We start from the raw sequence: 26,359 nt of genomic DNA, 5'->3' as shown, positions 1-26,359 counted from the left end.
TTCAAAAATGCAAAGGTAAGAATATTATGGAAAAACGTTTAGTGGTGCTTTCAGGAGCGGGAATGAGTGCAGAAAGTGGAATCAAAACCTTTCGCGATGCTGATGGATTATGGGAAGGTCACGATATTATGGAAGTTGCTTCTCCTATTGGTTGGGCAAAAAACAAAGAAATGGTTTTAAAGTTTTACAACGATCGACGTCGACAATTGCTGACGTGTGAACCAAATGCAGCTCATCGTGCTATTGCGGAATTGCAACAACACTTTAAAACCACTATCATTACTCAAAATGTCGATGATTTACACGAACGTGCAGGAAGTAAAGATGTTATTCACCTACATGGTGAATTACTCAAAGTGCGCAGTGAAGTAAATGAACAGCTGGTTTACCCTTGGACTACTGACTTAACGGCGTTGGATTACAATGAACACGGCCATGGTTTACGTCCGCATATTGTGTGGTTTGGAGAAATGGTTCCAGAACTAGAACGCGCGATTCCTTATGTTGAAGAAGCGGATGTGATTTTAATTATCGGAACTTCCTTGCAAGTATATCCTGCTGCTTCCTTGCTTGATTTCGCAAAACCAGATGTTTTAGTTTACTACATCGATTTGCATCCTGCTTCTACTAAACACTTCCATCACAAGATTGAAGTGATTGCAGAAAAGGCATCGGTAGGCATGCAACAGATTCACGAATCTTTAATTGAATTTAGTCAAATGATATAATAAAAGCGGTTGTACAACCGCTTTTCTATTTTATTCTCGCTCGAATTCTACTCAATGAAATGGGTGATATACCGATATAAGAAGCAATCTGTTTCAATGGAACCCGTTGAAAAAGTGTTTTATCGTATTTCATTAACTGCAGATAACGATCTTCTGGCGTTAAGACTAACATATCAATCAATTGCTTTTGTGTTTTGATGGCGTTGAGTTCTGTGAATTGTCTCGCCCAATTACATATTTCAATAGATTCATAAAAAAGCTGCTTCATTGCCACGAGATCAATCTGATAAAGAATCGTATCCTCTAGTAACTCAAAACGCTCATAGCTTGGGGCTTGATAAAAATAGCCCAAAGAAGTGCTTAAAATATCCTTTTCTCGAGCAAATTCGAATGTCATTTCTTTATCCTCCGTCGTAATAAAGATGCGTACAATGCCCTTTTTAATGAGATACGCATGCTTTATTCCTTCTTTATCCTCCAACAGCCGATACCCTTTAGGTAAAACGATAGGTGTAAGTGTTTGCTCAATTAAAGCTACGCTAGCATCACTTAATTCTTCTTCTAAAGGTAAATCTGTTCGGTGAAAGGATATCATTTTTATTTATATGCCATCACAACTTCTCGTTCTCCAGTTGATTCATCGATTTGTTCTTCTACGATTACAAACCCTTCCTTTTCATAAAAGGCAATAGAATTGATATTTTTCACATAAACCCCCAACTCTAACGTTGAACGTTTTTGTTTGATAAACTGCATCAATTCCTTCCCTATCCCCTTTCCTTGTTCACTTGGAGCAACGAATATCGCTGCGATATAATTCTCTATCAAAGATACAAAACCCACAATATGTTTTTCCTTTTCATATACATAAGTTTCACTATTGGGAATATAAATCTGCTCCATATCAGCCTTTTTCTCTTGCCAATAACTTGCCTCAATAAAATCATGAGCTATCACCGAAGCTTCATACCAAAGCTCAACTACTTCTTTGCTGTCCTCAGCTGTAAATAATCGTATCATTTCCTTTTTTTTACACCACAAAAGTACATAAGTCTAGGTAGATTGTCCTTTACTTAAGTTAAGAAGTATTTTAACAATTGGGAGGGGGTTTGTGAGGGTTGCCCTTTGTGAGGTTTGTGATTTGTGAGGTTTGTGATTTGTGAGGGTTGCCCAGTTTTTTTTATCTAGTTACTTGGCAAATTGCCATTTGCCACTACGGGGTTTTACATCCTTTATTTCCTCTTTCCAATTGATTTGTGAAGTTGTAAGATTTATCAATTAATGAAGGAACGCTGTTTTTGTGAGGGTTGTCCAGACTTTTTATCTAATTACTTGGCAAATTGCCATTTGCCACTACGGGGTTTTACATCACACCACCTCATCGTCTCACCACCTCATCGTCTCACCTTCTCTCTTTCCCCCTTAACCCTTAACCCTCAACTCAACCCACAAACAAAAAAAGGAAGCACTACGCTTCCTTTTTTTTTATTAGTTCAAGACTTTTACGCCTTTTAGAAAAATCCATTTCACACAGATTTTATCTCCTTCATCCGTTTTAAAAACTTTAAATTGTGGAGCAAAAACAGTTGCTACAATAGCACTAACAATAGGTAGCCATATACCCGATAAATCGGTAAAATACATCAAACCTGTTCGCGCTAAAAGAAATAATACGGCAAAGCTCACAAATTGAAACAGTATTGTTTTAGTTCCTACACTCATCATTTTTTAATTTTGATCCATATATTTTCCTTTTTTACTTCCTTCATAGAGCTCGTATTTAGCTAAACGTGCCTCTAATTTACCATTAAATAATTTAATTTTTCGTGAAGGGCGTAAACCAACATATTTTAAAGCTTCAATATTAGCAGTAATGAACCAAGCATCTGTTCCTGGATATCCTTGTTTCAAAGTATCTCCGATTTCGCGGTAAAAACGTTCTAAATTAATATCTAAACGTTCTCCATACGGTGGGTTAAATACCATGTGTAAAGGTCCTTCTACCTCTTTTGAAGTTTCAAAAAAGTTTACGTTTTCTATCTTAATATATTCTTCTAAATTCGCATTACGAGCGTTATCCTGGGCTTTCATTACTGCAGAAGGTGCTTTATCATACCCTTGGATTGTATAATGAAATTCGCGCACGCGTTTAAGCAGTGAACTTTGAATTACCTCAAATAGATCTGCATCCCAATCGTTCCAGCGTTCGAAAGCAAATTCTTTTCGGTTGATATTCGCCGGAATATTACAGGCAATCATCGCTGCTTCGATTAACAAAGTTCCTGAACCACACATCGGATCCATGAAGTGACTTCTTCCATCCCAGCCAGATAACAACAACATACCTGCTGCTAATACCTCGTTAATTGGCGCAATATTGGTTGCTGTTTTATATCCTCTTTGGTGTAAAGAAGCACCTGAAGAATCTAATGAAACCGTACATAAATCACGTTGAATATGCACATTAATACGCAAATCTGGGAAGTCTTTATCCACATTCGGACGCTTGTCAAATTTATCTCTAAACTGATCGACAATAGCATCTTTTGCTTTTAATGATACGAATAAACTGTTGTTGAACTGATCAGAAAACACGGTTGAATCAATCACAAACGACTGATGTGCTCCGATATATTTACTCCAATCAATACTTTGAATTCCTTTATAAAGATTACTTTCGTTATAAACAGCAAATTGTTTAATTGGAGCTAAGATTTTCAAAGCGGTACGCAAAGCTAAATTCGCTTTGTATAAAAATCCTTTATCTCCTTCGAAACTCACCATACGAGTTCCTTCCTTCACTTTCGTTGCTCCTAAAAGCTGTAGTTCTTTCGCTAAAACCTCCTCTAAACCGAAAAGCGTTTTGGCTACCATTTTAAAATTTTCCATTTTTTTATATCGCTATAAGGAATAATTATATTCGTTATCCAAATGTGCAAAAATAAAGTAAATTTGCAAGCTAATAAAAGATTTAAATTAAAACTATGTCTGAACAGAAGAAAGCTTGGTATGCATCGTGGTTTGATACCCCTTATTATCACATTTTATATAAGGATAGAGATTATGATGAAGCACAACTTTTTATAGATAACCTTACCCATTATTTAAACTTATCCGAAAATTCTAAAGTTTTAGATTTAGCCTGTGGTAAAGGCCGTCACGCCATTTATCTTAACAGCTTAGGTTATGATGTGGTAGGCGCAGATTTATCGGCTAACAGTATTGAAGCAGCTAAAGTAGCGGAAAATGACACGCTTCATTTTGAGGTACACGATATGCGTGAGCCTTTAGAAAATAAATACGAAGCTATTTTTAACTTATTCACAAGTTTTGGTTATTTTAGTAATCCAGAAGATAACACCAAAGCATTAAAAGCCATGCATGATAGCTTATCCGATTATGGATTAGCCGTGATTGACTTTATGAATGTAAACAAAGTAATTGCTAATTTAGTTCCATCTGAGATTAAAACAGTTGATGGTATTGAATTTCACATTGAACGCAGAGTAGAAAACGGGTATATTATCAAAGATATTCGCTTTCAAGCCGATGGAGAAGATCACGCTTATTCAGAGCGTGTGAAAGCTTTTACTTTAGAAGACTTTGAGCAAATGATGAATGAAAATGAAATTTATTTACTTGATGTTTTTGGTGATTATAAATTAAGAAAATTCTATCCAAACGAATCTGATCGATTAATCATGATCTTTAAATAAGCCGATGGCGTATATCGTACCTTTACTAGCTGTAATTATTGGATATTTAATTGCACTACTCATTCAACCCAAGAACAAAAAACACATCAAATTATTGATGGCGTTTAGTGGTTCTTTTTTACTAACGATAACAGTGACTCATTTGTTACCTGATGTTTATCAGGCTGCTATTGGTCATCTCGTTATGGAAGGAGATCACGTACATGATCATGATCACAGTGGCGCAGGGAGAATTGGATTTTTCATCATGGCAGGTATTGTGTTTCAGATTATCTTAGAATATTTTTCTAAAGGTGCTGAACACGGACATGTTCATGGACATGAAAAACTAGAACGCATCCCTTGGTTGTTGTTTGTCAGCTTGTGTATTCACGCTTTGTTTGAAGGAATGCCTATCAGTCAACACAGTGAGTTGGCCTTAGGAATTGGAATTCATCATTTACCGATTGCCATTATTCTAACGGCTTTTTTCATCAATGCCCAAATGAATAAAAAAATGGTTTTTGTGTTTATGATGTTATTTTCCATTATGACACCTTTAGGTACTTTAATTTCAAGTAATGTTCCTATTTTGAGCACGTACTATGCAGAAATATCAGCTGTTGTAGTTGGAATTTTATTCCATATCTCCTCTACTATTATTTTTGAAAGTAACGAAGACCACAAATTCAATATCAATAAATTAATAGCCATATTACTCGGTGTAGTTGCCGCTTATTTCATTTAAAGAATCAGAAGACAGCTTCTGATTCTTTAAATGAAATCATTTTATTCCTACTTATTTGCAAAACCAATCTTAAGAATATAAATCGTTTGGTTTGTTTTTAGTATTTTTGGTGCTATTACTATTCGTTAGACTTATTCCTTTATGAAAAAAATAATGGTTATCGCCTCTTTTCTATGCCTTGCTACTCTTGCATTTGTAGCTTGTGAGAAAGATGATATATGTGGCAAGGAAGAACCAACAACTCCTAATTATAAAATTCAATTCTTCAACTATGAAGATCAAGAAGTTGCCAAAAATGGTTTAGTTGAGGCCTATGCAATAGGTATTCCAGATACCATTCGCAGTACGGGGAATACGTTATTATTACCTCTTCGTCTGGATCAACCAGCAACCGATTGGGTCCTACAAATTCAAGAGGTAAAAGGAAAAGAAACGCTGATTATTCGCGATACGCTTTCCTTAAAATACAGAGTGAACACGCGTTACTTGAATAAAGCTTGTGGTTATATTTCTACTTTTTCTTTACTTCAAGATGGTACTTCTCCACTCTTAAATGGCCAAGCCAATGTAACAAAAGGAAATTGGATTAAACTTTATAGAACAGAAACGAACGAAATCGAAAACAATTTAGAAAATGAAAATGACGCCCATTTTAAAGTATATTACTAGTGGTATAATTCTGTTGTTTTCAGTTGTAAGTTTAGCCCAAAAGAAAACGGAAGAAACCACAGAAAAAACGACGACACATATGGCACCTCAAGTGCCTCCAAAATACCCTCAACGTTACGGTTTACGCTTAGGAGCGGATTTATTTAGAATCACTCGTTCCATGTATGATAAAACCTACAATGGATTTGAAGTTGTTGGAGATTATCGATTGACTAAAAAGCTATTTGCTGTGGCTGAATTAGGTCATGACAAATTGAATAAAACGGAAAGTACCTATGGTTATACCACCAATGGAACTTACCTGCGTATTGGGGTCGATTACAACCTCCATGAGAACTGGTTGGATCGTGAGGACCAAATATACGTAGGAGGACGTTATGGTTTTTCTACTTTTACTCAGAACTTAGATTGGTATAAACCGTATACAACCAATCCTTATTTTGAGAATCCTGCGATTCCGGTAAATAAAAAATACAGTGGTTTATCTGCGCATTGGATAGAATTTATTGCAGGAGTAAAAACGAGAGTATTCAACAATGTTTTTATGGGATTCAGCCTTCGTTTAACGGGCTTAATTTCTCAAAAACAACCCGATGATTTTGAAAACCTTTATATTCCAGGATTTAATAGAAAGTACAGTGGAGCTATTGGAGTTGGATTTAATTATACCGTGAGTTATTTCATCCCACTTTATAAATCAAATAAAAAGGCTTTTACTATTCCAGAAAAAGACACAAAATATGACTTAGAAGGAAATAAAATTGAATCAGAAGATTTAAAAATGATTCATGAAAATAAGCAAAAAGCTGGAGAAGAATTATAAAAAAAAGCCTTGTGAGTTCACAAGGCTTTTTTTATACTATTTTGTCTTTATCAACTTTACAAAAAATCAAATGATGCAAACGACCTATGATCCTTTTGTATTGTAACTTTTTACTAATTGCTTTAAGAAGGCCCATTGTTTTAAGGTTGTTTTAGCTTCTAAAGCTGGATACCCTAAAACGGTTTTACCTGCTTCTACGTTACCTGTTACACCAGATCCTGCTCCTACTACAACACCATCTCCTAATGTAACGTGGTCTTTGATTGAAGCACTTCCGCCAATCACAACGAAATTACCCAAGGTTACAGACCCGGCTAATCCACTATTACCCGCCATGATACAACATTTACCAAGGACTGAATTATGCCCAATTTGAACTAAATTATCTATTTTACAACCATCTCCAATGATCGTTGCACTAAACTTACCGCGATCTACACAAGAATTCGCTCCAATCTCCACGTGATTACCAATCTCCACATGCCCAATTTGAGGAATTTTAACCAACCCTTTTTCAGAAGGACAAAAACCAAATCCATCTGCTCCTAAAACAGCATTTGGATGAATAATACAATGATGTCCAATTTGTGTACGCTCACGAATGATTGCTCCAGACCATAAAACGGTATTATCTCCAATAACAGAATGGTCTAAAATCGTTACATTAGGATATACCACTACATTTTTTCCAATAATTACATGCTCTCCAATATAAGATCCTGCTCCAATTTGTGCTCCCTCCCCAATTTGTGCAGTAGCATCAACATTGGCTCTTGGGTGAATTCCCTCTTTTACATGAGGTAATTTAGGTGCAAAAAAAGCAAGTAATTGAGACATGGCTAAATCAACATTGTCAACCTTAATAAACGCTCGATCATCTCCAGGTACAATGGAGATATCACGATTCACAATGGCGATGCTCGCTTTAGAATTCGCCCATAGGCGTTCATATTTTTTATTTCCGATAAAGGAAATTTGACCATCTTGTGCTTTGTCTAACTGTTCCGCTGCGTGAATTTGTTTTACTGTTGTTCCTATTATGCTTCCATTAAGAATATCATTTATTTCATTTAAGGAGTATGTCTTCATAATAACATTTAGTTTCTTGGTTTGTACCAAAGAAAACGAAAATTTATTAATCATATTGCAACGAAATGTTATTTTATTTTAAAAAAATACACAATAAGGGTATTTTAATTGAAAAATGAACAAAAATCCCCTATAATACATAGCAATAAATACTATGTTTTATTAGAAATTAAAGGCTTATTTTCTAATTTTTAACAGACTATATTCAATAGTTATTTATTTTTAATCTTTTTACTGTTTTTAATTAAAAAATAACTACCCCTACCAAAAACACACACTCTTTTCCATTTTTTTATCCCCCTCACCCGCAAAAAAGTAAAAATCTACTCGTCCATCGTCCTAATTTTCAATCCTTTTATGTATCTTATACTACCACAAAAAACAACCAAACATGAAAAATTTATTTAAAAGCATTGGAAACTTCATTGCCGAAGAGAATTTTAATGCTTTACATGACCTACAGGTAGAGAAACCTGTATATTTTAATTGGGTAACCGAAATATTTGAAGGGATTAACGTCAAAGAGCATCCTGATAAAACTGCGCTCCTTTGGACTGATGGTACAAAAACAGAGCATTATACCTTTCAAACCCTTCACAACCGATACAATCAATTGCTGAATTTCCTTCGTCAAAAAGGAATTCAACAACAGGATGTAATTCTCACCCAAATGATGTTACAACGCATCAATTGGGTCACTCATCTGGCAGCAATTAAAGGAGGATATCGTTTATCACCTGCTGCGAGTATTCTGGGTGTAAATGATTTGAAATATCGCTTTGAGAAGATTATGCCTAAAGTTATCCTTGCAGATGCGGATAATGTGGAAAAAATTGATGCCGCTGAAAAAGCGGCAAACCTCAACATTCCGATTAAAATCATTATCGATGGACATCGCGAAGGGTGGTATCCTTTATCTGTTCTAGACGAGCAAGATACCGAAGCCGAAGCAGCTCGAACCAAACCTGACGATAACCTCTTCTTATTTTTTACTTCTGGAACTACAGGCATGCCCAAAATTGTATGTCATACTCAATTGAGCTATCCTATCGGAAATCTAACTACTGCCGCTTGGATTGGGCTCAAAAAAGAAGATATTCACTATAATATTTCCCAACCTGGATGGGCTAAGTTTGCTTGGAGTAGTTTATTTGCTCCGTGGAATGTCGGGGCTACGATTTTTGCCCATCACACGAAAGAGCGCTTCAATGCGGCTAAAACACTTTCTTTAATTGAAAAACACAAAATTACTACACTTTGTGCGCCTCCCACTGTGCTCCGCTTCTTTATTCAGGAAGATTTATCCGCTTACCAATTTAGCTTGCGCCAATGTGTAGCTGCAGGTGAACCTTTAAATCCTGAAATTATTGAAGAGTGGTATGAAGCAACAGGGCTATATATTAGAGATGGATTTGGCCAAACGGAAAGTACGTGTATGGTTGCCAATTACCCTAATGCAACACTAAAATATGGTTCCATGGGGAAACCTACTTTTTTATATGATATAATCATTGCTGATGATGAGGGACGAGAGCTCCCTACGAATGAAGAAGGAAATATCTGCGTCAAAACAGATACAAAAAAGATCAACGGAATTTTCAAGGAATACATGTATGATAAAGAACGTCAAAAGCAAGTATTCAAAAATGGGGTTTATTTCACTGGGGATAAGGCGTACAAAGATGAGGATGGCTATATCTGGTTTATTGGTCGCGATGACGATGTAATTAAAGCATCCGATTACCGCATTGGCCCATTTGAGGTGGAGAGTGTTTTACTTGAACACCCTGCTGTAATTGAATCTGCTGTTGTAGCAAGTCCGCATGAAGTCAAAGGATTTGAGGTCAAAGCTTTTGTCATTATCAAAGATATTCAACAAGCTAATGCAGCACTAGCACAGGAGTTATTTCAATTTTCTCGTCAACATCTCGCTCCATATAAGATGCCGCGTAGACTAGAATTTGTAACTGAATTACCCAAAACAATTAGCGGTAAAATTAAACGAGTAGAACTACGTGCTTTACAAGCTGAACGCATCGCTAAAAAAATCGATGTGCCTTTGGAGTTTGTGTATTAATGGGGAGAAGTGGGTTAAGGAGTTATGGGGTATGGGTTATGGGTTATGGGATGTAGGTTATGAGGTGCCGTCTTTCCCTTAACCCTTAACCTTAACCCTTAACCTTAACCCTTAACCTTAACCCCTATTTAAACTTAATATAAACTAATTCCGTCAAAAACATCTCTTTCAATTTTATCGTAACTTTCTGCTTACAAAACACACGGTTATGCTATTGGAAAACTATGCTTCTTTTGCGCGAGAACTAGAGCAATTCCTCCCTTCTCAACAAATCATTACAGACCCCATTCAAACGATTGCTTACGGCACGGATGCGAGTTTTTATCGTTTAAATCCTCAAATAGTAGTAGAAGTAAAAGATGAAACAGAGGCGATTCAAGTGATTGCCTTAGCGCATCAACATCAATTGCCTATCACCTATCGTGCTGCGGGCACGAGTTTATCTGGGCAAGCGATAACGGATTCTATTCTATTGGTCGCTACGCATCACTGGAAGGGCTATCACATTGAAGACAACGGTTTACGTGCTACTTTTCAACCGGGTATCATTGGCGGAAGAGCCAATATTCTACTTGCCCCTTATGGACGCAAAATAGGTCCAGATCCTGGTTCAATCAATGCCGCAATGATTGGTGGAATCGCAGCGAACAATGCCAGTGGAATGTGTTGTGGAACCGCGCAAAACTCCTACAACACCCTAGCGGATATTCGTCTTGTTTTTTATGATGGAACAGTATTAGATACCGCTGATTCTAATAGTAAACAAGAGTTTGCAGTCAAACATCCAGAAATACTAGCTGAAATTCAAGCCATTCACAGCGAAATACAACAAGATTCAATCCTCTACGAACGAATCAAACGCAAGTATAAAATTAAAAACACAACAGGTTATAGCTTAAATGCATTTATTGATTATCAAGATCCATTTGATATCATCAAACACTTAATGATTGGTTCGGAAGGAACACTTGCTTTTATTTCAACTATTACGTACAATACCGTAATTAATTTCAAGAAAAAGGCGTGTACCTTAATGGTCTTTGATTCTATCACAACTGCTTGTCAAGCTGTGCCATTTTTAAAGAAGAGCCCTGTTGCTGCGGTAGAACTATTAGACCGAAACAGCATTCGCTCCATTGAAAATGAACCACAAGCACCGACTTATTTTAAAACACTTCCTGCCTCTGCTTGTTTATTACTAGTAGAAGTGCAGGCGAATAATCAGGAGGAATTAGAACAAAAACAAGACGAAGTTCAACAAGCAATGGCTTCTCTTTCTACCTTAGCTCCTTTTGTATTTACCTCTGATCCGAAAGAATATGCCTTCAATTGGAAAGCGCGCAATGGCTTATTACCCACCACAGGAGCACTTCGAGCAACAGGCACCACTTGTATTATTGAAGATGTTGCTTTTCCGTTAGAACAATTAGCGGAAGCGAGTATTGCTTTACAACAGCTCTTTGCCAAGCACCAATATGAAGATGCTGTTTTATTTGGCCATGCTTTAGAAGGCAATCTACACTTAGTTTTCTCACAAGATTTTAGTACCGCAGCCTCCATTCAACGCTATGCCAATCTAATGGACGAGCTTGTAGATTTAGTCGTACATCAGTTTGATGGTTCGCTTAAGGCAGAACATGGCACAGGTCGTAATATGGCTCCTTTTGTAGAAAAAGAATGGGGTGCACAAGCGTATGCCTTGATGCTTCGCATTAAGCATATTTTCGACCCGCATCAGGTTATTAATCCGGGCGTGATGATTAATGCCAATACACAGATTCACTTAGAAAACCTAAAAGCAACACCAGCTACCCACCCTCTAGTGGATAAATGTATTGAATGCGGGTTTTGTGAATCGCATTGTGTTTCCGAAGGATTGACCTTATCCCCTCGTCAACGCATTGTAATAGGGAGAGAAATTGCGCGTTTAGAACAAACGGGAGAGAATCCTCTTTTATTAGAGCAGCTCCATAAGCAAGCACAGTACTTTGTAGATGATACATGTGCCACAGATGGTTTATGTGCGATTGCTTGCCCTGTTAAGATTGACACAGGTCAATATGTCAAAAGTTGGCGTTCGACTCACCTAACGGCTAAAAATCATCAAGATGCCCTATATTTCGTCGAACATTTAGATCGCGTCACCCAATTGGGGCGTTACAGCTTAAAATTTGTTCGTTTCTTTCAAAATACCTTGGGCAATCGCAATATGTTGCGTTTATCCACTAAAATGAGGACTTGGAGTAATGATCGAATTCCACAATGGAATCCAGCCATGCCAACTGGAACTCAATCAAAAATAAAACCAACAGTTGAAAACAAACAGAACAAGCGAAAAGTAGTCTATTTCCCTTCTTGTATCAACCGAACGATGGGTAAATCAAAAGATTATGCCTCAGATGAATTAGATTTAAAAGATTTGACTGTTCTGCTATTAGCACGTGCGGGTTATGAAGTCATTTATCCTGATAACATCGCCAATCTGTGTTGTGGTATGCCCTTTAGTAGCAAAGGATTTCAAGAAGAAGGATTGCAAAAGTCCACTGCGCTAGAAGCCGCATTGTTAGCTGCATCTGAAAATGGCACCTATCCTATTTTATTTGATATGAGTCCATGTCATTATACCTACCACGACCATCATGCAGCGGGAGCTTTTCAGTTTTATGATCCTATTGAATTCATGTTAGATTTTGTTCTTCCTGATTTATCCATTACCCATCCGCGAGAGGAAATAACTCTTTTTCCGGTCTGTTCTGTTAAAAAATTAGGTTTAGAAGAAAAATTACTAGATATTGCTAAACAATGTGCTAAAAAAGTAAACTATATTGACAGTAATTGTTGTGGGTTTGCAGGTGATCGTGGATTTACATTTCCTGAATTAAATCAACATGGAACCCAAACCATTGAGCAACAAATACCCTCTACTTGTTCAGACGGGTTTTCTACTAGTCGAACTTGTGAAATTGGTTTAACGGCACATAGTCACCGAAGCTTCAAATCTATTTTTTATTTGATTGAAGAAGTGACGAGAAAATAGTGTTTTACTTTACTACATAAAATTGTTTACAAAAAAAGGCATCTAATCGATTTTAGATGCCTTTTTACTTATAACTCTATATTATAAAGTTTCATTTTATTGTATAATGTCTTTCTGTCAATCCCCAACAATTGCGCCGCTTTCGTTTTATTAAACTTCACCTTCTCCAAGGCTGTGCGTATCGCTTGTTCTTCATTGCGCGAAGAAAACAATTTTAAATCTCTTTCTTCTTCATTTGGAGTATCTGAAACAATCGGCTTAGGAGCAAACATTTCATCTGGTAATACCTCTTTTTCGATATAATCTCCTTTCGTTAATAAAACCGAACGTTTGATAATATTTTTCATTTCACGCAAGTTTCCTGGCCAGTCATAAGTCAAGAAAATACGTTCTACTTCACTAGAGAATCCTTTTACAACCTTCTCTAACTCTTGATTCGAATGCTTTAAAAAGTGCTTAGCAAAAGAAAGTACATCACTTCCTCTATCTGTTAAGCGAGGAGCTACAATACCAAATTCATTTAAACGGTGATATAAATCCTCTCTAAACTCTCCTTCTCTTACTGCTTTAGGCAAATCTTCATTTGTTGCAGCAATAACGCGAATATCTACATCAATTTCTGTACTACTTCCAACGGGTTTAACTTTTCTCTCTTGTAAAGCACGTAACAATTGTATTTGTACCTCATAAGATAAATTTCCGACCTCATCTAAGAAAATAGTTCCTCCATTTGCTGCTTCAAAATGCCCTATTTTATCTGTAACAGCCCCTGTAAAAGATCCTTTAATATGACCAAAAAACTCACTAGACGCTAAATCTTTAGGAATTGCACCACAATCTACAGCGATATATGGCTTTTTACTACGCTTACTTAGTAAGTGAATCGAATGTGCTATATTTTCTTTTCCTGTACCACTGTCCCCAATAATCAAGACTGACATATTCGTTGGTGCTACCAATTCGATATATTCTTGTAATTGTGAAGACACTTTACTATCTCCTTTTACATATTCTTCTAAAGCTGTTTCATCTGTAGATAAGTCGATGGAAGTCGATTTTGACGTTTCGTGTTTCACCGTATCTTCCCCTTTACTTTTCTTATCTAGCGCTTGTTTTATTGTTAGAACAATTTCATCTGGATTGATGGGTTTAGCCACATAATCAAAGGCACCTAATTTCATGGCATTCACCGCCGTTTTGATTTCAGTATACCCTGTCATTAAAATAACTTGGGAAGTAATACACTTTTCTTTGATGTATTTCAGCAATTCTATTCCATCGCTATCTGGGAGTCTTACATCCGTTAATACAATATCGTAACAAGTATCATCTATTGCTTTCTTTGCATCTAAGGAATTAAAGGCGTTCATAACAACAAAACCTTTCTTGGTTAAAAAGGCTTTCAACATTTCGCAAAATGGTACATCATCGTCTATAACAAGAACTTTATGACTCATATTTTATCCGTCTTTATTTAAGGGCTAAAGACAAATTTAATATAATTATTTTGTAGAAACTAACAAGTAGCAAAACTTTAACCTCCTATAAACAGTAAAAGGGAGCCTAAGCTCCCTATTTACCTGAAGATTTCTCTTCTTCACCTTACTAACGATCTAACCTATTACCTCGTTGGGTAATAAAATTTCTTTAAAACAAACACTTAATTTTCTTTTTCTAGCAATTAAAGTTGATTTCTCAACTTATTTGTTTTTTTGTATAACACCTTACGCTATAGTATATAGAAAAAAGCGTGCCAAAAATACAAATTTACCTTCAAATCAAATAATTTATTATTTATCAACCACTTAAGCTGGTATCTTTTTTTTATCTGTGTGCCATTCCTGTAAAATCCCCATCACAAAGTGGGTAGATATTCCCCAAATACTAGAATGGATACCCAATTGCCAAGTTAAACATGAGGTTGTCTTTCCTCCATTTTCCACTTCCAAAATTAATATCTTTTACCACCCAACGTTCTCCTGGCTCATTATAAGGTACACGAAGTGGGAAAGCAAAATCAAAACGAACCACCAAAAAAGTAATATCAAAGCGAAGTCCAGCTCCAGCTCCTAAAGCTATTTCTTTATAGAAGTCACCTGATATCTTACCTCCTGGTCTATCGGATACTTCATTTAGATTCCAAATATTTCCTCCATCAATAAACAAAGCTCCGTGAATAATACTCACTAATTTTTTTCGGTATTCCAAATTGAACTCCAACAACATATCCCCAGATTGATCTGGAATAAATTTAGCATCGAATGAACTCGGATCAAAACTTCCTGGTCCTAACGTTCGCGCTCTAAATGCACGTATACTATTTGATCCACCCACATAAAACTGTTTGGTATAAGGTAAGTTCTTCGAATTCCCATAAGCATACCCAATTCCAGCATGAACACGACTCACCAATTGAGAGGTTCTACTCAACTTTAAATAATGTCTAAAGTCATGTTCTGTTTTCACATATTGACTAAAAGGTACACCTAAGATGGATTTTTCTTTATCCTTATCCACATCAGCTCCCATGATTAATCCTGTAATATTTCCAGAGAAATCCAAACCTCCACGGTAGTAGATGGTATGTTTCTTGTATTGGTTCATGGTATTCGTATACGTATAGGTATACGTTGGTCCAAAAATCAATTGCTTATCCAATACCCTTTCTAACGATGGGTTTCCTGCTGCTGTTTCGCGGTATAAGTCTGTTACATTTTGTGGCGTTACATAGTTTACTTCTAGCGCATTAAAATGATGTTCCTTTCTCACATTTTCCTTCCACATATACCCCCAAGAACCTTTAAAAGACGTCAACGAATACAATTGGCTGCGTTCTAAATATTCTCCTCCTAACGTTGCTCTTGTACGCGGAATATATCCACTAGACGAATGGAAATTACCCGGAGCTATTAAACGAGGCCAGGTAAGACTCGCTTCCAATCCGGCTTTATAGACATTATACCCTTTGTTTTTAGAGGACATTTGGAAATCAGCTCCTCCATAAGCCGATACGGAAAACAATTCCGCTCCCTTCAAGAAATTTTTATGACTCCAGTTTACGTTTAACTCTGCTCCACTATAGCTGGCTGAGTTTGTTTTTCCCAACAAACTCTAATCGAATGGACTTCGGATTATCTGGCGTTAGAAAATAGTAAACATCTAATTTATTATTTACGGTATCTGCTAATTCAAATTGGTTTTTTACATATTTGAAAACTCCTAAATTAACCAAGCGATTCAAGGATAAATTGTGGTCATTTCGATTATAGAGTTCGCCTTCTTCCAAATAAACCGTTCGATCATAGATACTCGGTTTAAATTTATTTTTAGGATCAATAATTTCAAATCCTTTGTACGTTTGAGCCGTTTTTATATCGCGTTTAATATCCGTATCAGCCAAAGAATAATCAGAGAAAATATAGACCTTATTAATTGTATATGCTTTCGTAGCCAACACAGGGGTATCTTCTTTTACCTTGACAAATAGATTAACCTTATGGTTCCCTACTGTACTATCGACTTGCACTAATAAGTTATTGGGACTAAAATAATAGTATCCCTTATTTTTTACATAGTTATCAAATCGGACGCGTTCCTCTTTAATCTGTTCCAGATTATAAGGTTTGTCTTTTCTTAGCCTTGTCCATCGATTTCCCGCATCGTAAATAGCTTGTTGTAGCGGAGTTGAATCATTCAAAAACGTAACATCGTTGATTGTAAACTGTGTTCCTGGTACAATGGTATATTGAGCTGCTTTTTTCTTTTCACTTACTTTGAGTGTATCCGCCTTCACACGGACATTAAAATATCCATCGTTTTCCATTCGATTAACCAAAATAGCACGGTTGTGTTCCAAATCTACTTGACTGAAAAGCACAGGAGGTTCACCAAGAGAATTGCGCATCCAACGTCTTACTTTATTGGTTTTCGTTGGATTTCCACCTAAATTATAAAAAAACAATTTGGGGCGAAATCCCAAAAAAGAACTATTCGGTTCTGGACGCAAGAGCGACTCTAGAGATTCTTCAATTTCTTTTTGCTTGGATTTTCCCAGATCCGTTTCTTCTAGTTCAACGATGCCTTTGGTATACAAGGCATCCTCCTCTGGAATATATTTCGTGGAACTACATGAGCTTATAAAGAATCCTGCAATTCCAGTTATGGTCAATAATAGGACACTATTCTTCTTTTTTAGCTTCATCTCTTATCTGTTTTTTCAATTGTCTTTTGTCTTTAGAGCGTTCAAATAATTCTCTAAAATGCTCATAACTCATGGTAATAATAAAACCTACTCCCGTCTCTACTACCTGTCCTTGCAAGGCTACTTCGTATTGGTTTTTGCGATATACACGCATTAAATAACGGCCATCTTTAGATAAGGCATACTCTAGCTCAATATCTCCTGCTATATTTGCTGCTTGTTCATTTTGACGTTGATTTCCTTCTACTTCAAAACTACTTCCAACCGTTACTTTCAAACGATCTGAAAACAAGCGTTTCGAAACAGCAACATTCAAATCCGTTCTATTTTCTCTCGAACCAGAAGAGAAATCCTCTGTTGATTCTAGATTAAAGTTTAACTCTACTCCTTGGATTAAGTTACTAGCGAGGTTATTCAATTGATCTGACAATAATCGGTTTACACTTTGACGGGCCATTGTTCCTGCACTTAATCCACCCATGCTACTTTCAAAAGGGTTATCCCCTATAAAATGATTCAATAACAACAGGGCAAACACTTGTTTATTCAATTCAGATTCATTTGCTCTAATCTGCTCTAATCTTGATTTTGTATTGGAAATCACATCTCCAGAAGCACTTGTAACCCCATCTTTCAATCGAATATCAAATGAAATTTCAGGTTTCAACAATTCGCCTTTCATCATTAACAGCGCTTGGAAAGGCAACTGTTGTTTATACATATTTTGTTGAGTTGGTGAAAGCGCGGCCAATTGATTTTGCAATAAATCAATTGGGGCTGTTTTTGTTTCGTAAATAGCCGTTAGGTTGAGGATTGCATCCGTTGGATCCCCCGCAAAGGTAATGGAACTTCCTTTTTCAACTAAGAATTTACGCTTCAAGAAATTAAATGATAAATCATAAGACCCCTCTGAAAACTCATAACGTCCTGTCAAGGAAACTTTTCCTGATTGATCAATTCCTCCAACAATATCTCCTTCTCCTTTCAGTACAATTTTATCTCCACTACTCTTATCCATAATCATGGTAAAAGTAGCTTCTTTATCAACGATGATGGATACCGAAACATCCATTCCTTTCAAGGTAGATTGATTAAAATCATCCTGGTATTTCAACAGTTCTGCTTGTCGTAAACTCTCTTCATCAATAAATTCCACAATTCCCTCTCGATCGGCGATAGAAGGATCTTCTTGTGGCATAACCATGGTAAAATCGGTCTTTTTACCAATACTAATTTGTCCTGTTACTTTAGGCGTATTTAAGTCCCCTCTAATTTTAAGGTTTGAGTCAAAAAGCAAGGTTCCATAGTACATATCATTATCTTTCGATGTTGAGTTTACTGCTTGGAAATCCACTGCTTTAATATCTAAATTAAATTTAAAATCGGAATAGGTTTGAGTAAGGATCTGCCCATCAATAACAAGCAAATTACCTTCCGAATCCGTAACACTGAATTTATCCAATTCAATACCACGTGCTGTAAACGCTATTTTTTCATTGATATCTTTAAAATCAGCATTAATTGGATTGACATGGAAACCAATTGAATTGAAATCTAATCCACCTAAAATCGTAGGTTTATCATATTTTCCACCTAGTGCGATTTGTCCAGACAAATACCCTTGCGCATTGCTCAAGTTACCCATACTGAAATGCTCTAGTGCTTCCAATTGGAACTTATCTATTGCTAGTTTTAAATCTAAACTTTGTTGATCTACATCCGTTACACCAAACAATCTGATTTTGTTTTCTTTTCCTTCTAAGACAATATTAGCTGCATATTGACTCAATGATTGGTTAGACACTCCAATATGAAGGTTTCCTAATCCGATTTCATATACTGCTAAATCTGTAATATCAATATCCGAAACAAATCGGAAATCAGAAGTTAAATCTTTGAGGTGAATTTCTCCATTAATTGTTCCCCCTGCCAATAACTTATCCTTCTGAATCATCTTCGTTATCGCTTCAATACTAAAGTTTTCAAAATTCACAGCCAATGGGCTATTCATTTTCTCTTCCTCTGAAGCTAAGCGAATAAGACTTTTTTGGTAACCTAACTCAAAATCTTTCGCATAAAATCCTTTATCACCAAATACAATACGATTCGCTGGGTTAACCGTCCAAGGGGTATAATCTAAGATAAAACTCCCTTCTTTCATGTGCAACTGTTGCTGCGTTTTCTCCGCAAGCAGCTCTGCACCGATCAGGTAGCAGGTTTTATCTTCTTTATCTAGTAGTTTGAAATTAAAATCAAGTAGGTTATCCTTAGCAAATCCATCTAAAACCATCCGTCTAATACTAAAAGAAGCATTAGAAATACTCTTAATCGCTAATTCATATTCCAAAGCAGAAGCATTCGGTTGCACATCCAAGGTAATAGCTTCCACTGTAATATCTCCATATTCTACCGCTGGAATTTCTCCTTTCAACGTCAAATAATCATCCTTTTGTCTGTAGACTCCTCCAAATACAATAGGCTGTATTTCCTTTAAATCCGGCACTATTTTTTGAAAAATAGGGTCATTTTTCACACGCAACTGATAGGTAAAATACTGCTGTTTTATTGGCGTTTTCTCCGTTGTTTTTTGTGTTTCTTTTTCTTTGGATTTTACGTCTTCTTTTGTATCCGTTGTACTAATCTTATAGTATTTATCAATAGTCTGAGTAATTGCATCTCCCAATTGAGTTAACAGATAATCCCCTTCCATTTCGAAATCGACTACTTGAGAGGTTAGGTTCATCTTGCGGTGAGAAGCTTCCGCTTCTGCCGTGAATTGAATCGGTTGCAATCGAAATGATCGACTCAATGCATTAAAGCTTAAGTCGCTAATTGTTGCCGTTCCCACCAAACTATCTGGTAAGATATTCGGCATTGCTACTTCCACACGACCTGAAACCGTAGACGGCTCCTGATTCAAATGCAGTTGATACAAGTCAATCTTCTTTAAATCAGCAAGTAAATCCAGGCTTAGCGCTTGATTGGTCCATGTACCCGCAGCTTTTAAATCGAAATCAAGATTCGGATCTGCATTATGTGTGGTTACTGCATATTCTCCATTAGATAGCTGTCCATCCAGTAGAATATCTTTATAGGCATACCCATTATACTCCGCTCGATCTAATTTTATAAATGCCTTCGCTTGTGCCTTCGATGGTTCAAAACTCATTCCATCTATTTTCGCTTGCATACTGACAATTCCTATCGAATCGTTTTTAATTAAACGACCTATATTCAGTTTATCAACTGTTAAATTGGCACGATATTTCTCTTTATTCTTTATGCGTTGATCAAAAGAACCATCAAAGTCGATAGATCCTAAACTCGTTTTTAACTTAAACGTACTCGCTATGTCTTGTTGTGTTCCTTTTGCTTTTCCAGTAAAACTAATTATTGCTGGAATTTCAATATTATCCGGCAACGTTTTTGGAGGAGCAATAAGTTTAATATCCTTTGCTGATGTTTGGAAATCTTTGATTGTAAAATCAATATAGGCTTTTGCTGCATCTGGTAAATTTCGAACTTTCCCTTCTGCATTTAAAAAAGTAGACCCTAACATATTGACATATAACTTTTCAATGTTCAAGTCATTCACCAATCCCTTAGCAATCAATTCTACTTTAATCTTTTCCTGACTCAATTTGGTCAAGCCATTTGCTTTAAAAACATCTGGCAATAGTAAATAAGCATCTTTCAATCCCAAATGAGAATTTGAAATAACCACATCAGTTGACAGTTGACCTAATTCATCTTGTAATTGATCTAGGCTATTGTAATTGAATACAGCAGTTGTATAAAACTGAGTATTGGGTGTTTCTATGCTCAGATTTTTTACAAAAGACGCTTGTTGACCATATTGAAAATAGGCCTTTATATTATCAACTGTAAATCCGCTTTGTTCTTTAAACGAGAATTGCTGCAAGTTTCCATTCAATCCTGCATCTGTGTATTGAAAATCTTTTAAACTAAAGTTTAAAGACTCAATTCCGATGTGATTGGCATCTATCCCTTCTGGCGTTCGTTTATGGTTATCATCATCGTATTTCGCATTGAAATCTTTGATTCCTAAATTTCGAATAGCAAGATTCCACCCCAATTTTGCTGGTGTATCTGTAGCCAAAGTATCACTAGCAACAGCAGCTGTAGGAGTAGTTTCAGGTACTATCTTACGCGGTAAAAATCGAACATTGGCTACCGTTTTATTCCATGTAATATCCTCAATGTCTATCTGTTGCTTTTCCAGGTTCATTTTATTCAAAGACAATTTAAACTCATCCAAGGATAAAAAAGCCTGAATATAATCTTCTATACTTTGGTAATCAATTTTGGTTTTGGTCAATTCAACGACTCCAATAGTCAGATCGAGAGGTTTCGATGGCGTGGTTGCATCTTCCTCCGGTTCCTTTTCTTGAAGTACTTCTCGTTCACCAAACGGTTTTTCTTTGTGGTACACTAAGTCTAATCCATCTGAAGAAATAACGGGTAAGGCGAATCGCATCTGATCTAAATCAAAATCCCTAAATCGCGTAACAAATTGATTCAATTTAAAATCAACATGATGGCCATCGTATTCATCATCAAATTTCAGTGCAATAGCGCTAAGATTGATTTGCCCCACAGAAATAGCCATGGTTGAAGGTGTATCTTCTTTTTCATCTTCTGAAGCAAATGCCGCTATGATATAATCAAAGTTAAAACGCTGCAAGGTATCCCTTTGGATATTAGCCCTTACCCCATCCAAATCAATTGCATTGATATTGACTTGATTATTCAACAATCCCCATAGGCCAATATCTACGCCTAAATGGTTTACATAAACTAAAGTATCTTGCTCTTGAGATTCTAGATATAGTCCTTTGACCACTATCTTTTTTGGGAAAGAAATGGCAATCCGATCCAATTGAACAGGGGTGCCAATTTTATTTTCAACAAATGATATGGCTTTATCCTTTATTGCGTTTTGAATAGAAGGTATTTGCACTAATACAATTAAAAGTATCAGTAAAACGAGGATTGAAAACACAATCCAACCCACTATTTTACCTATTTTAACAAGTAGTTTCTTCAAAGTCTTTTATTTTTACTCAAAAATAACAAAAACATCCTGCATATCAGGATACAAATAACTAATATTTCACAAATAGTAGTCTTTTTCTCTTTTATTATAGTGAAAAAATTAAATTATTTTCTCTTTTAAAAAATTCAGTTCCAAGGATTTGATTTTTTTCACGTTGATTAAACTGCACCTCTTCTCTTTTTTTTAAAAAATAAAATCTTTTCTCTCCTTCTGTTTCTCTTTTTTCTCCTTTTATGGAACATAAAAAAGTGCCTAATAGGGAAATAATTAGTAGAAAAACATAAAAAATATTTTTTTTACTTCTTCTTTTTTTAGAAGAAAAACTACTGAATAACGCAGTAACCATCAAGGATTAAATGATACATTTTTTAAAAAAAATTAGATTCTATTTCAAATAAAAAGAAACAAAATACAGTTTTTAACGATTTTAAGTTAAAAATAAAATTATTTTTAGTAATTTTACACTAACAAAACAACGCTTACAATTTAATTCTATTAAAGCCCCTTACAAAAATTGATTGTCGTTCTTAAAAAGTAGCCGAAAATGAAAAAATTATTTTTCAATCAACAAGGAATTGAGCAGAAACAACAAAACATGGCTCAACTTTCTTCTCAACAATTGAATGAGGAGCTTCTAATTATGTTGTATGATACAAAAAACTGGGTTATTACTAACTTCGTTTTATCTAAACATCAATTAGAGAAACTAGAAAATGCGCCTGAAGCATTTCTGAGAAATTTCCGCCTTACATCGATGAATATTGTTTGCAATTAATCGATTGAAACAGGTTTTAGCAAAAAATTAAAAATAAAAAATCCAGAAAGTACTTTCTGGATTTTTTTTGTTTCTATTACTGATTTTTTTCTAAATAGGTTCTAAAATAACCACATTCATTGATTACGTCTTGGTAGTATTTGGTATCACTATACAACGTTGCTAATTCTTGGAATCCCTTCCATTTTTTAAACATCGGATCATCCCAGCCTGCTCCCCAATAGTAATCTTTATTTTGATACTGGTTAGCATAAAACTCATTGCGCTCTACCTTCGCTTCTAAATAAGCCATTTTGGCTTTTTGCTCTTTTGTCGTTGCTGCTTTTTTAGCTAAGCCATAATACTTCTTCGCCAATGCCATATTCAACAAATATTTTCGCTCTGAAGGAGAAATAAAATTTCCATATTCATTGACTAAAGCATTATAATAAAATACGCGTGCATTTCCGTAATAGGTTCCATTGTAGAAAGCATTTCCTACTAATAACGCATTATTAAAGACATCTTCACCCTGCGCAATCCTATCCTGCATTTCTTTAATTTTTTCTAAGAAACTCAATTTGGTATATTTCACGCTTTGTTTCGCCATATGATCACAATCATTACAGTCTTGAATTTTACCATTGAATGGATTTCCAAGTAATTCTGTATTTTTATAGGTTTTCACATAAGACTCTCCACTATACTCATAGGTCGCTGTTATAGGCTCTGCCTTTTTCATTTCTACGATAGCTTGGTCGATTTTATCTTGGTAAAACAAATTAATTGCTCTTCTTTCGTAAATATCACTCAAGTTATATTGGTATTTATCCACCATCAGTTGTTCAAACTTGGTCTTTTTAGTAGCAAGTAAGAATTGCTCCATTTTTACTGTATGTTCTACTTTACCGTAAAAATCAAGGTTTGAATACATAATTTCACTCATTACGTTATTTCCTTGTTCTGCATAGATAGCAGCTAAATACTGACGAACCCAATGCAAAGCGTAATCATAACGAAATGGATCTTCCCAATTAGCCTTTGGTATAATCTCATTGTAAATCCATTGCATATCCTCTAAGATAACTTGTTCGGCTTTGGCATCTACTTTTTTGATTTGAGATACTTGATTAATCAATCCAAATAGACGAATTTGATTTTCAACTAATGCATTTCCCTTTGCTTCTTTTTTTGCTTTTACAAAAGCTTCGTCCGCTTCTTTATATTGTCCTTGAAAAATAGCTAAATAACCACTAGCCATATACCACAGCGCAGGGTTATCTACTTTTTCTTCTTTTGCTATTTTCTTTACCCAATCCAATCCAGGCTGATCAATTTTTTTCTTTAAACTTCCAAAGTATTCTTTGCTCGTTTTGAATGATTCCTCTCGGAATTGTAAAACGGAAGCTTCTTGTTCATTTACCCAACGGGTTAATAGAAAGTTAGCATGTGGGCTTTTACTATCTACTGCAACAACCTCTTTTAATGCATCCATTACATTGCTGTAATATCCTTGCATCGCCCATAAAGCAGCTTGTACATCTTTATTTGGAATAGTTTGTGCTAACGCTCTAACGCTTTCCGTTTCTCTAGGTTTATAGTTATATAAAGCCACTTGACGCAAAGTAGGATTTGCATTAAAAATCTCGGCATATAAGACGTTAGATTGATCATAATCACCCGCTTGATAATAGGCTCCAGCTACATATCCCAATGCTCTATAATACAAGTTATTCTTTGGCTGTTTTGCTGCACTTTCATTAAAAAAGGCAATTGCACTTGCTCGATTCGTTGAGTAGAACTTGGCTTTCATAACTTGAAACCACATTCTATTGGCATAAAACGCATCTTTACTCTTCAGATTTTTATATACTTTTTCTACTTTATCGGCTTGATTTTCCTCCATTAAAGTAGCCACATGTGATTCATAATTCCAATAGCTATATGTATCATTGGAATACATTTCTATTGCTTTAGCATGGTATAAAAAAGTAACGAAATTTTGAATGCGTTCATCCTTTAAATTCCAAGTTGTCGACTTCTTTCCTTTTAAGTTAGCGTATAATTGATCAATTTCTGCTGCTTTTTCTTGACTAGACAACAGGTATTTCTCCACTTCAGCTTGCTCTAATTTTCCTTGTAAATAAGTGGCCCATTCCGCTACAATATTATCGTTAAACATGGAGCTATTGTCCATATATCCACCGTTGTAAAAGCGATCATAAGGAGCAAAAAATAAAGGTTTATAAGAATCATCCGCAAAGGCTTCTGGTGTAAAATTGGAGATACTTGAATAGCTCCACCAGCCATCAGCACAACCATACGTATAAATACCTGTTCCCAGCAAAGCGGCAAGGCTACTTACAACGTACCATTTCTTTAAAGATTTCTTGATCATAGTAATTGATGTTTTTTGAATTTAAGTCGTATAATATTATTTCTTTAGGGCATGTACCACTTGCTCGATACAGATCTGTTGTCATTTCTTTGAGTTGATCGGCTGAGATACTTTCAACCTTCAATACATCACCAGGCTGAAACACAAATCCGAATGCCTCCATTTCTTGCGTAACAACAAATTGATTTGCCTGCTGCTGTTTTATGTTTGGTTGCTGGGCTAAATCCGCGGTTCGCAAACGACTGATTAAGCGAATCACTTGATTATCTCTGCTGTGAACCACCCAGGAATAAATAGGCAATGCATAATCCAACTGCAAGGGATAATCTCGTAATCCACCAATGTATTTTTGAGCAATTTCGCGATCGTATATTGAATTTAAAGAATCGGAAGCAATACGTCCCATGTTGTAATACATCAATACTCCTCGGTCCACATTGGGGATTCCCGTTTTTGATGCATATTTAACCTGATGTAAACGAACAGTAGCAGATATTTTCATTTCCGTTTCCTTGTGTAATTGGTCAATTAAAGCAAAAAAGCGCTCTTTACTATTCAACGTCCAATCACAATCGATTTGAATTTCTTGACTGTCGATATTGTTGTGTTCATTAATTTGTATAACGAAATCCACAATTTGATTCGCCAATTTTTTCACCTCTAATTGCTCACTGAGAAACAACTTCATTTTTAATATAAATAACCGGAACTACTTCTAGTAATGGCACAGCTTCCTTAAATACAATAGGCGTAATAGGAATAGCCGTTCCATTTTTCAATCCAATATCAAAATATCGAATATACAGCTTACTAACATTCAAATTGGTTAATGCCTCTTTTTCTGCTTGATCCAAAGAGAAAGTCGTCTTCCAATAGTAAAACGAAAGTTTGGGATTCGTATTAGAGGAGGTATTCATACAGGACACACACAGCAAAAGCAGCATCCCTAAAATAATTTTTTTCATAGCTTTAACGAAGTCTTCTGATCTTGAAACAAGGTCTCCTTCTTACAGCAAATGTACAGATAAGAATGTATTTGTACCTAGTACACTCCTACTATTTT

At 35.8% G+C, this 26,359-nt stretch carries 19 protein-coding genes and 1 pseudogene; 8 read left to right on the top strand and 12 right to left on the bottom strand.

Translation table 11 applies throughout. The annotated features are described in order from the left end of the window. Positions 1-26: 26 nt before the first annotated feature. The gene (locus M2306_RS02695) at positions 27-728 is read left to right on the top strand and encodes an SIR2 family NAD-dependent protein deacylase (RefSeq protein WP_259187893.1); all 702 of its coding nucleotides are present in this window, start codon (positions 27-29) and stop codon (positions 726-728) included. A 25-nt stretch (positions 729-753) separates the two neighbouring features. On the opposite strand, the gene M2306_RS02690 is transcribed toward M2306_RS02695, so the two are convergent. From M2306_RS02690 to M2306_RS02675, 4 genes are all read right to left on the bottom strand, one after another. Next, positions 754-1,323: a Crp/Fnr family transcriptional regulator gene (locus tag M2306_RS02690; protein ID WP_115090821.1), complete on the bottom strand. Its 570-nt coding sequence runs from the start codon at positions 1,321-1,323 to the stop codon at positions 754-756. 2 nt (positions 1,324-1,325) lie between these two features. Beyond that, positions 1,326-1,748 (bottom strand): N-acetyltransferase, encoded by a 423-nt coding sequence (locus M2306_RS02685; protein WP_115090822.1) that lies wholly within the window; start codon positions 1,746-1,748, stop codon positions 1,326-1,328. A gap of 468 nt (positions 1,749-2,216) precedes the next feature. Continuing rightward, entirely contained in the window at positions 2,217-2,453 is a 237-nt protein-coding gene (locus M2306_RS02680; protein ID WP_259187892.1) for a hypothetical protein, read from the bottom strand. A gap of 3 nt (positions 2,454-2,456) precedes the next feature. Then, positions 2,457-3,617: a THUMP domain-containing class I SAM-dependent RNA methyltransferase gene (locus M2306_RS02675; protein WP_259187891.1), complete on the bottom strand. Its 1,161-nt coding sequence runs from the start codon at positions 3,615-3,617 to the stop codon at positions 2,457-2,459. Between the two features lie 95 nt (positions 3,618-3,712). Here M2306_RS02675 and M2306_RS02670 point away from each other — a divergent pair, with 95 nt between their 5' ends. From M2306_RS02670 to M2306_RS02655, 4 genes are all read left to right on the top strand, one after another. Then, on the top strand, positions 3,713-4,444 hold the full coding sequence (locus M2306_RS02670; RefSeq protein ID WP_115090824.1) for a class I SAM-dependent DNA methyltransferase: 732 nt from the start codon (positions 3,713-3,715) through the stop codon (positions 4,442-4,444). A gap of 4 nt (positions 4,445-4,448) precedes the next feature. Next, positions 4,449-5,171 carry a ZIP family metal transporter gene (locus tag M2306_RS02665; RefSeq protein ID WP_115090825.1) on the top strand — a complete coding sequence of 241 codons (723 nt, stop codon included), beginning with the start codon at positions 4,449-4,451 and terminating at the stop codon, positions 5,169-5,171. Positions 5,172-5,312: 141 nt separating this feature from the next. After that, complete coding sequence (locus tag M2306_RS02660) at positions 5,313-5,840, top strand: DUF6452 family protein (RefSeq protein ID WP_230847994.1); 528 nt, start codon at positions 5,313-5,315, stop codon at positions 5,838-5,840. Beyond that, complete coding sequence (locus M2306_RS02655; protein ID WP_259187890.1) at positions 5,806-6,663, top strand: DUF6048 family protein; 858 nt, start codon at positions 5,806-5,808, stop codon at positions 6,661-6,663. Before M2306_RS02660 ends, M2306_RS02655 begins: the two co-directional genes overlap by 35 nt. A gap of 84 nt (positions 6,664-6,747) precedes the next feature. Here the strand turns inward: M2306_RS02655 and lpxD are convergent, their stop codons facing one another. After that, the gene (gene lpxD / locus M2306_RS02650; RefSeq protein WP_181816697.1) at positions 6,748-7,752 is read right to left on the bottom strand and encodes a UDP-3-O-(3-hydroxymyristoyl)glucosamine N-acyltransferase; all 1,005 of its coding nucleotides are present in this window, start codon (positions 7,750-7,752) and stop codon (positions 6,748-6,750) included. 391 nt (positions 7,753-8,143) lie between these two features. Here lpxD and M2306_RS02645 point away from each other — a divergent pair, with 391 nt between their 5' ends. After that, positions 8,144-9,829 carry an acetate--CoA ligase gene (locus M2306_RS02645; RefSeq protein WP_259187889.1) on the top strand — a complete coding sequence of 562 codons (1,686 nt, stop codon included), beginning with the start codon at positions 8,144-8,146 and terminating at the stop codon, positions 9,827-9,829. A gap of 208 nt (positions 9,830-10,037) precedes the next feature. Beyond that, positions 10,038-12,866 (top strand): FAD-binding and (Fe-S)-binding domain-containing protein, encoded by a 2,829-nt coding sequence (locus M2306_RS02640; protein ID WP_259187888.1) that lies wholly within the window; start codon positions 10,038-10,040, stop codon positions 12,864-12,866. Between the two features lie 68 nt (positions 12,867-12,934). On the opposite strand, the gene M2306_RS02635 is transcribed toward M2306_RS02640, so the two are convergent. From M2306_RS02635 to M2306_RS02620, 4 genes and pseudogenes are all read right to left on the bottom strand, one after another. Continuing rightward, positions 12,935-14,323, bottom strand: a complete 1,389-nt coding sequence (locus tag M2306_RS02635) for a sigma-54-dependent transcriptional regulator (protein WP_002985943.1) — start codon at positions 14,321-14,323, stop codon at positions 12,935-12,937. A gap of 427 nt (positions 14,324-14,750) precedes the next feature. Beyond that, positions 14,751-17,067 (bottom strand): annotated as a pseudogene (tamL, locus tag M2306_RS02630) (translocation and assembly module lipoprotein TamL). After that, entirely contained in the window at positions 17,045-22,135 is a 5,091-nt protein-coding gene (locus tag M2306_RS02625; RefSeq protein ID WP_259187886.1) for a translocation/assembly module TamB domain-containing protein, read from the bottom strand. The pseudogene tamL and the gene M2306_RS02625 overlap by 23 nt, the downstream one beginning before the upstream one ends. 94 nt (positions 22,136-22,229) lie before the next feature. Beyond that, positions 22,230-22,490 carry a hypothetical protein gene (locus M2306_RS02620; RefSeq protein WP_115090833.1) on the bottom strand — a complete coding sequence of 87 codons (261 nt, stop codon included), beginning with the start codon at positions 22,488-22,490 and terminating at the stop codon, positions 22,230-22,232. Between the two features lie 198 nt (positions 22,491-22,688). Here M2306_RS02620 and M2306_RS02615 point away from each other — a divergent pair, with 198 nt between their 5' ends. Next, positions 22,689-22,919 carry a hypothetical protein gene (locus tag M2306_RS02615; protein WP_115090834.1) on the top strand — a complete coding sequence of 77 codons (231 nt, stop codon included), beginning with the start codon at positions 22,689-22,691 and terminating at the stop codon, positions 22,917-22,919. A 76-nt stretch (positions 22,920-22,995) separates the two neighbouring features. Here M2306_RS02615 and M2306_RS02610 read toward each other — a convergent pair whose 3' ends face one another. From M2306_RS02610 to M2306_RS02600, 3 genes are read right to left on the bottom strand one after another with little or no spacing between them, the layout of a single operon-like run. Then, positions 22,996-25,296: a tetratricopeptide repeat protein gene (locus M2306_RS02610; RefSeq protein WP_259187884.1), complete on the bottom strand. Its 2,301-nt coding sequence runs from the start codon at positions 25,294-25,296 to the stop codon at positions 22,996-22,998. Beyond that, positions 25,256-25,984, bottom strand: a complete 729-nt coding sequence (locus tag M2306_RS02605; protein ID WP_498882746.1) for a hypothetical protein — start codon at positions 25,982-25,984, stop codon at positions 25,256-25,258. The genes M2306_RS02610 and M2306_RS02605 overlap by 41 nt, the downstream gene beginning before the upstream one ends. Beyond that, complete coding sequence (locus tag M2306_RS02600) at positions 25,965-26,261, bottom strand: hypothetical protein (RefSeq protein WP_498882745.1); 297 nt, start codon at positions 26,259-26,261, stop codon at positions 25,965-25,967. Before M2306_RS02600 ends, M2306_RS02605 begins: the two co-directional genes overlap by 20 nt. Positions 26,262-26,359: the final 98 nt, after the last annotated feature.

Origin of the sequence: Myroides gitamensis, from assembly GCF_029894455.1 — a bacterium.
Lineage (GTDB): Bacteria > Bacteroidota > Bacteroidia > Flavobacteriales > Flavobacteriaceae > Flavobacterium > Flavobacterium odoratum.
This window is presented reverse-complemented; position numbering and strand designations above follow the sequence as displayed.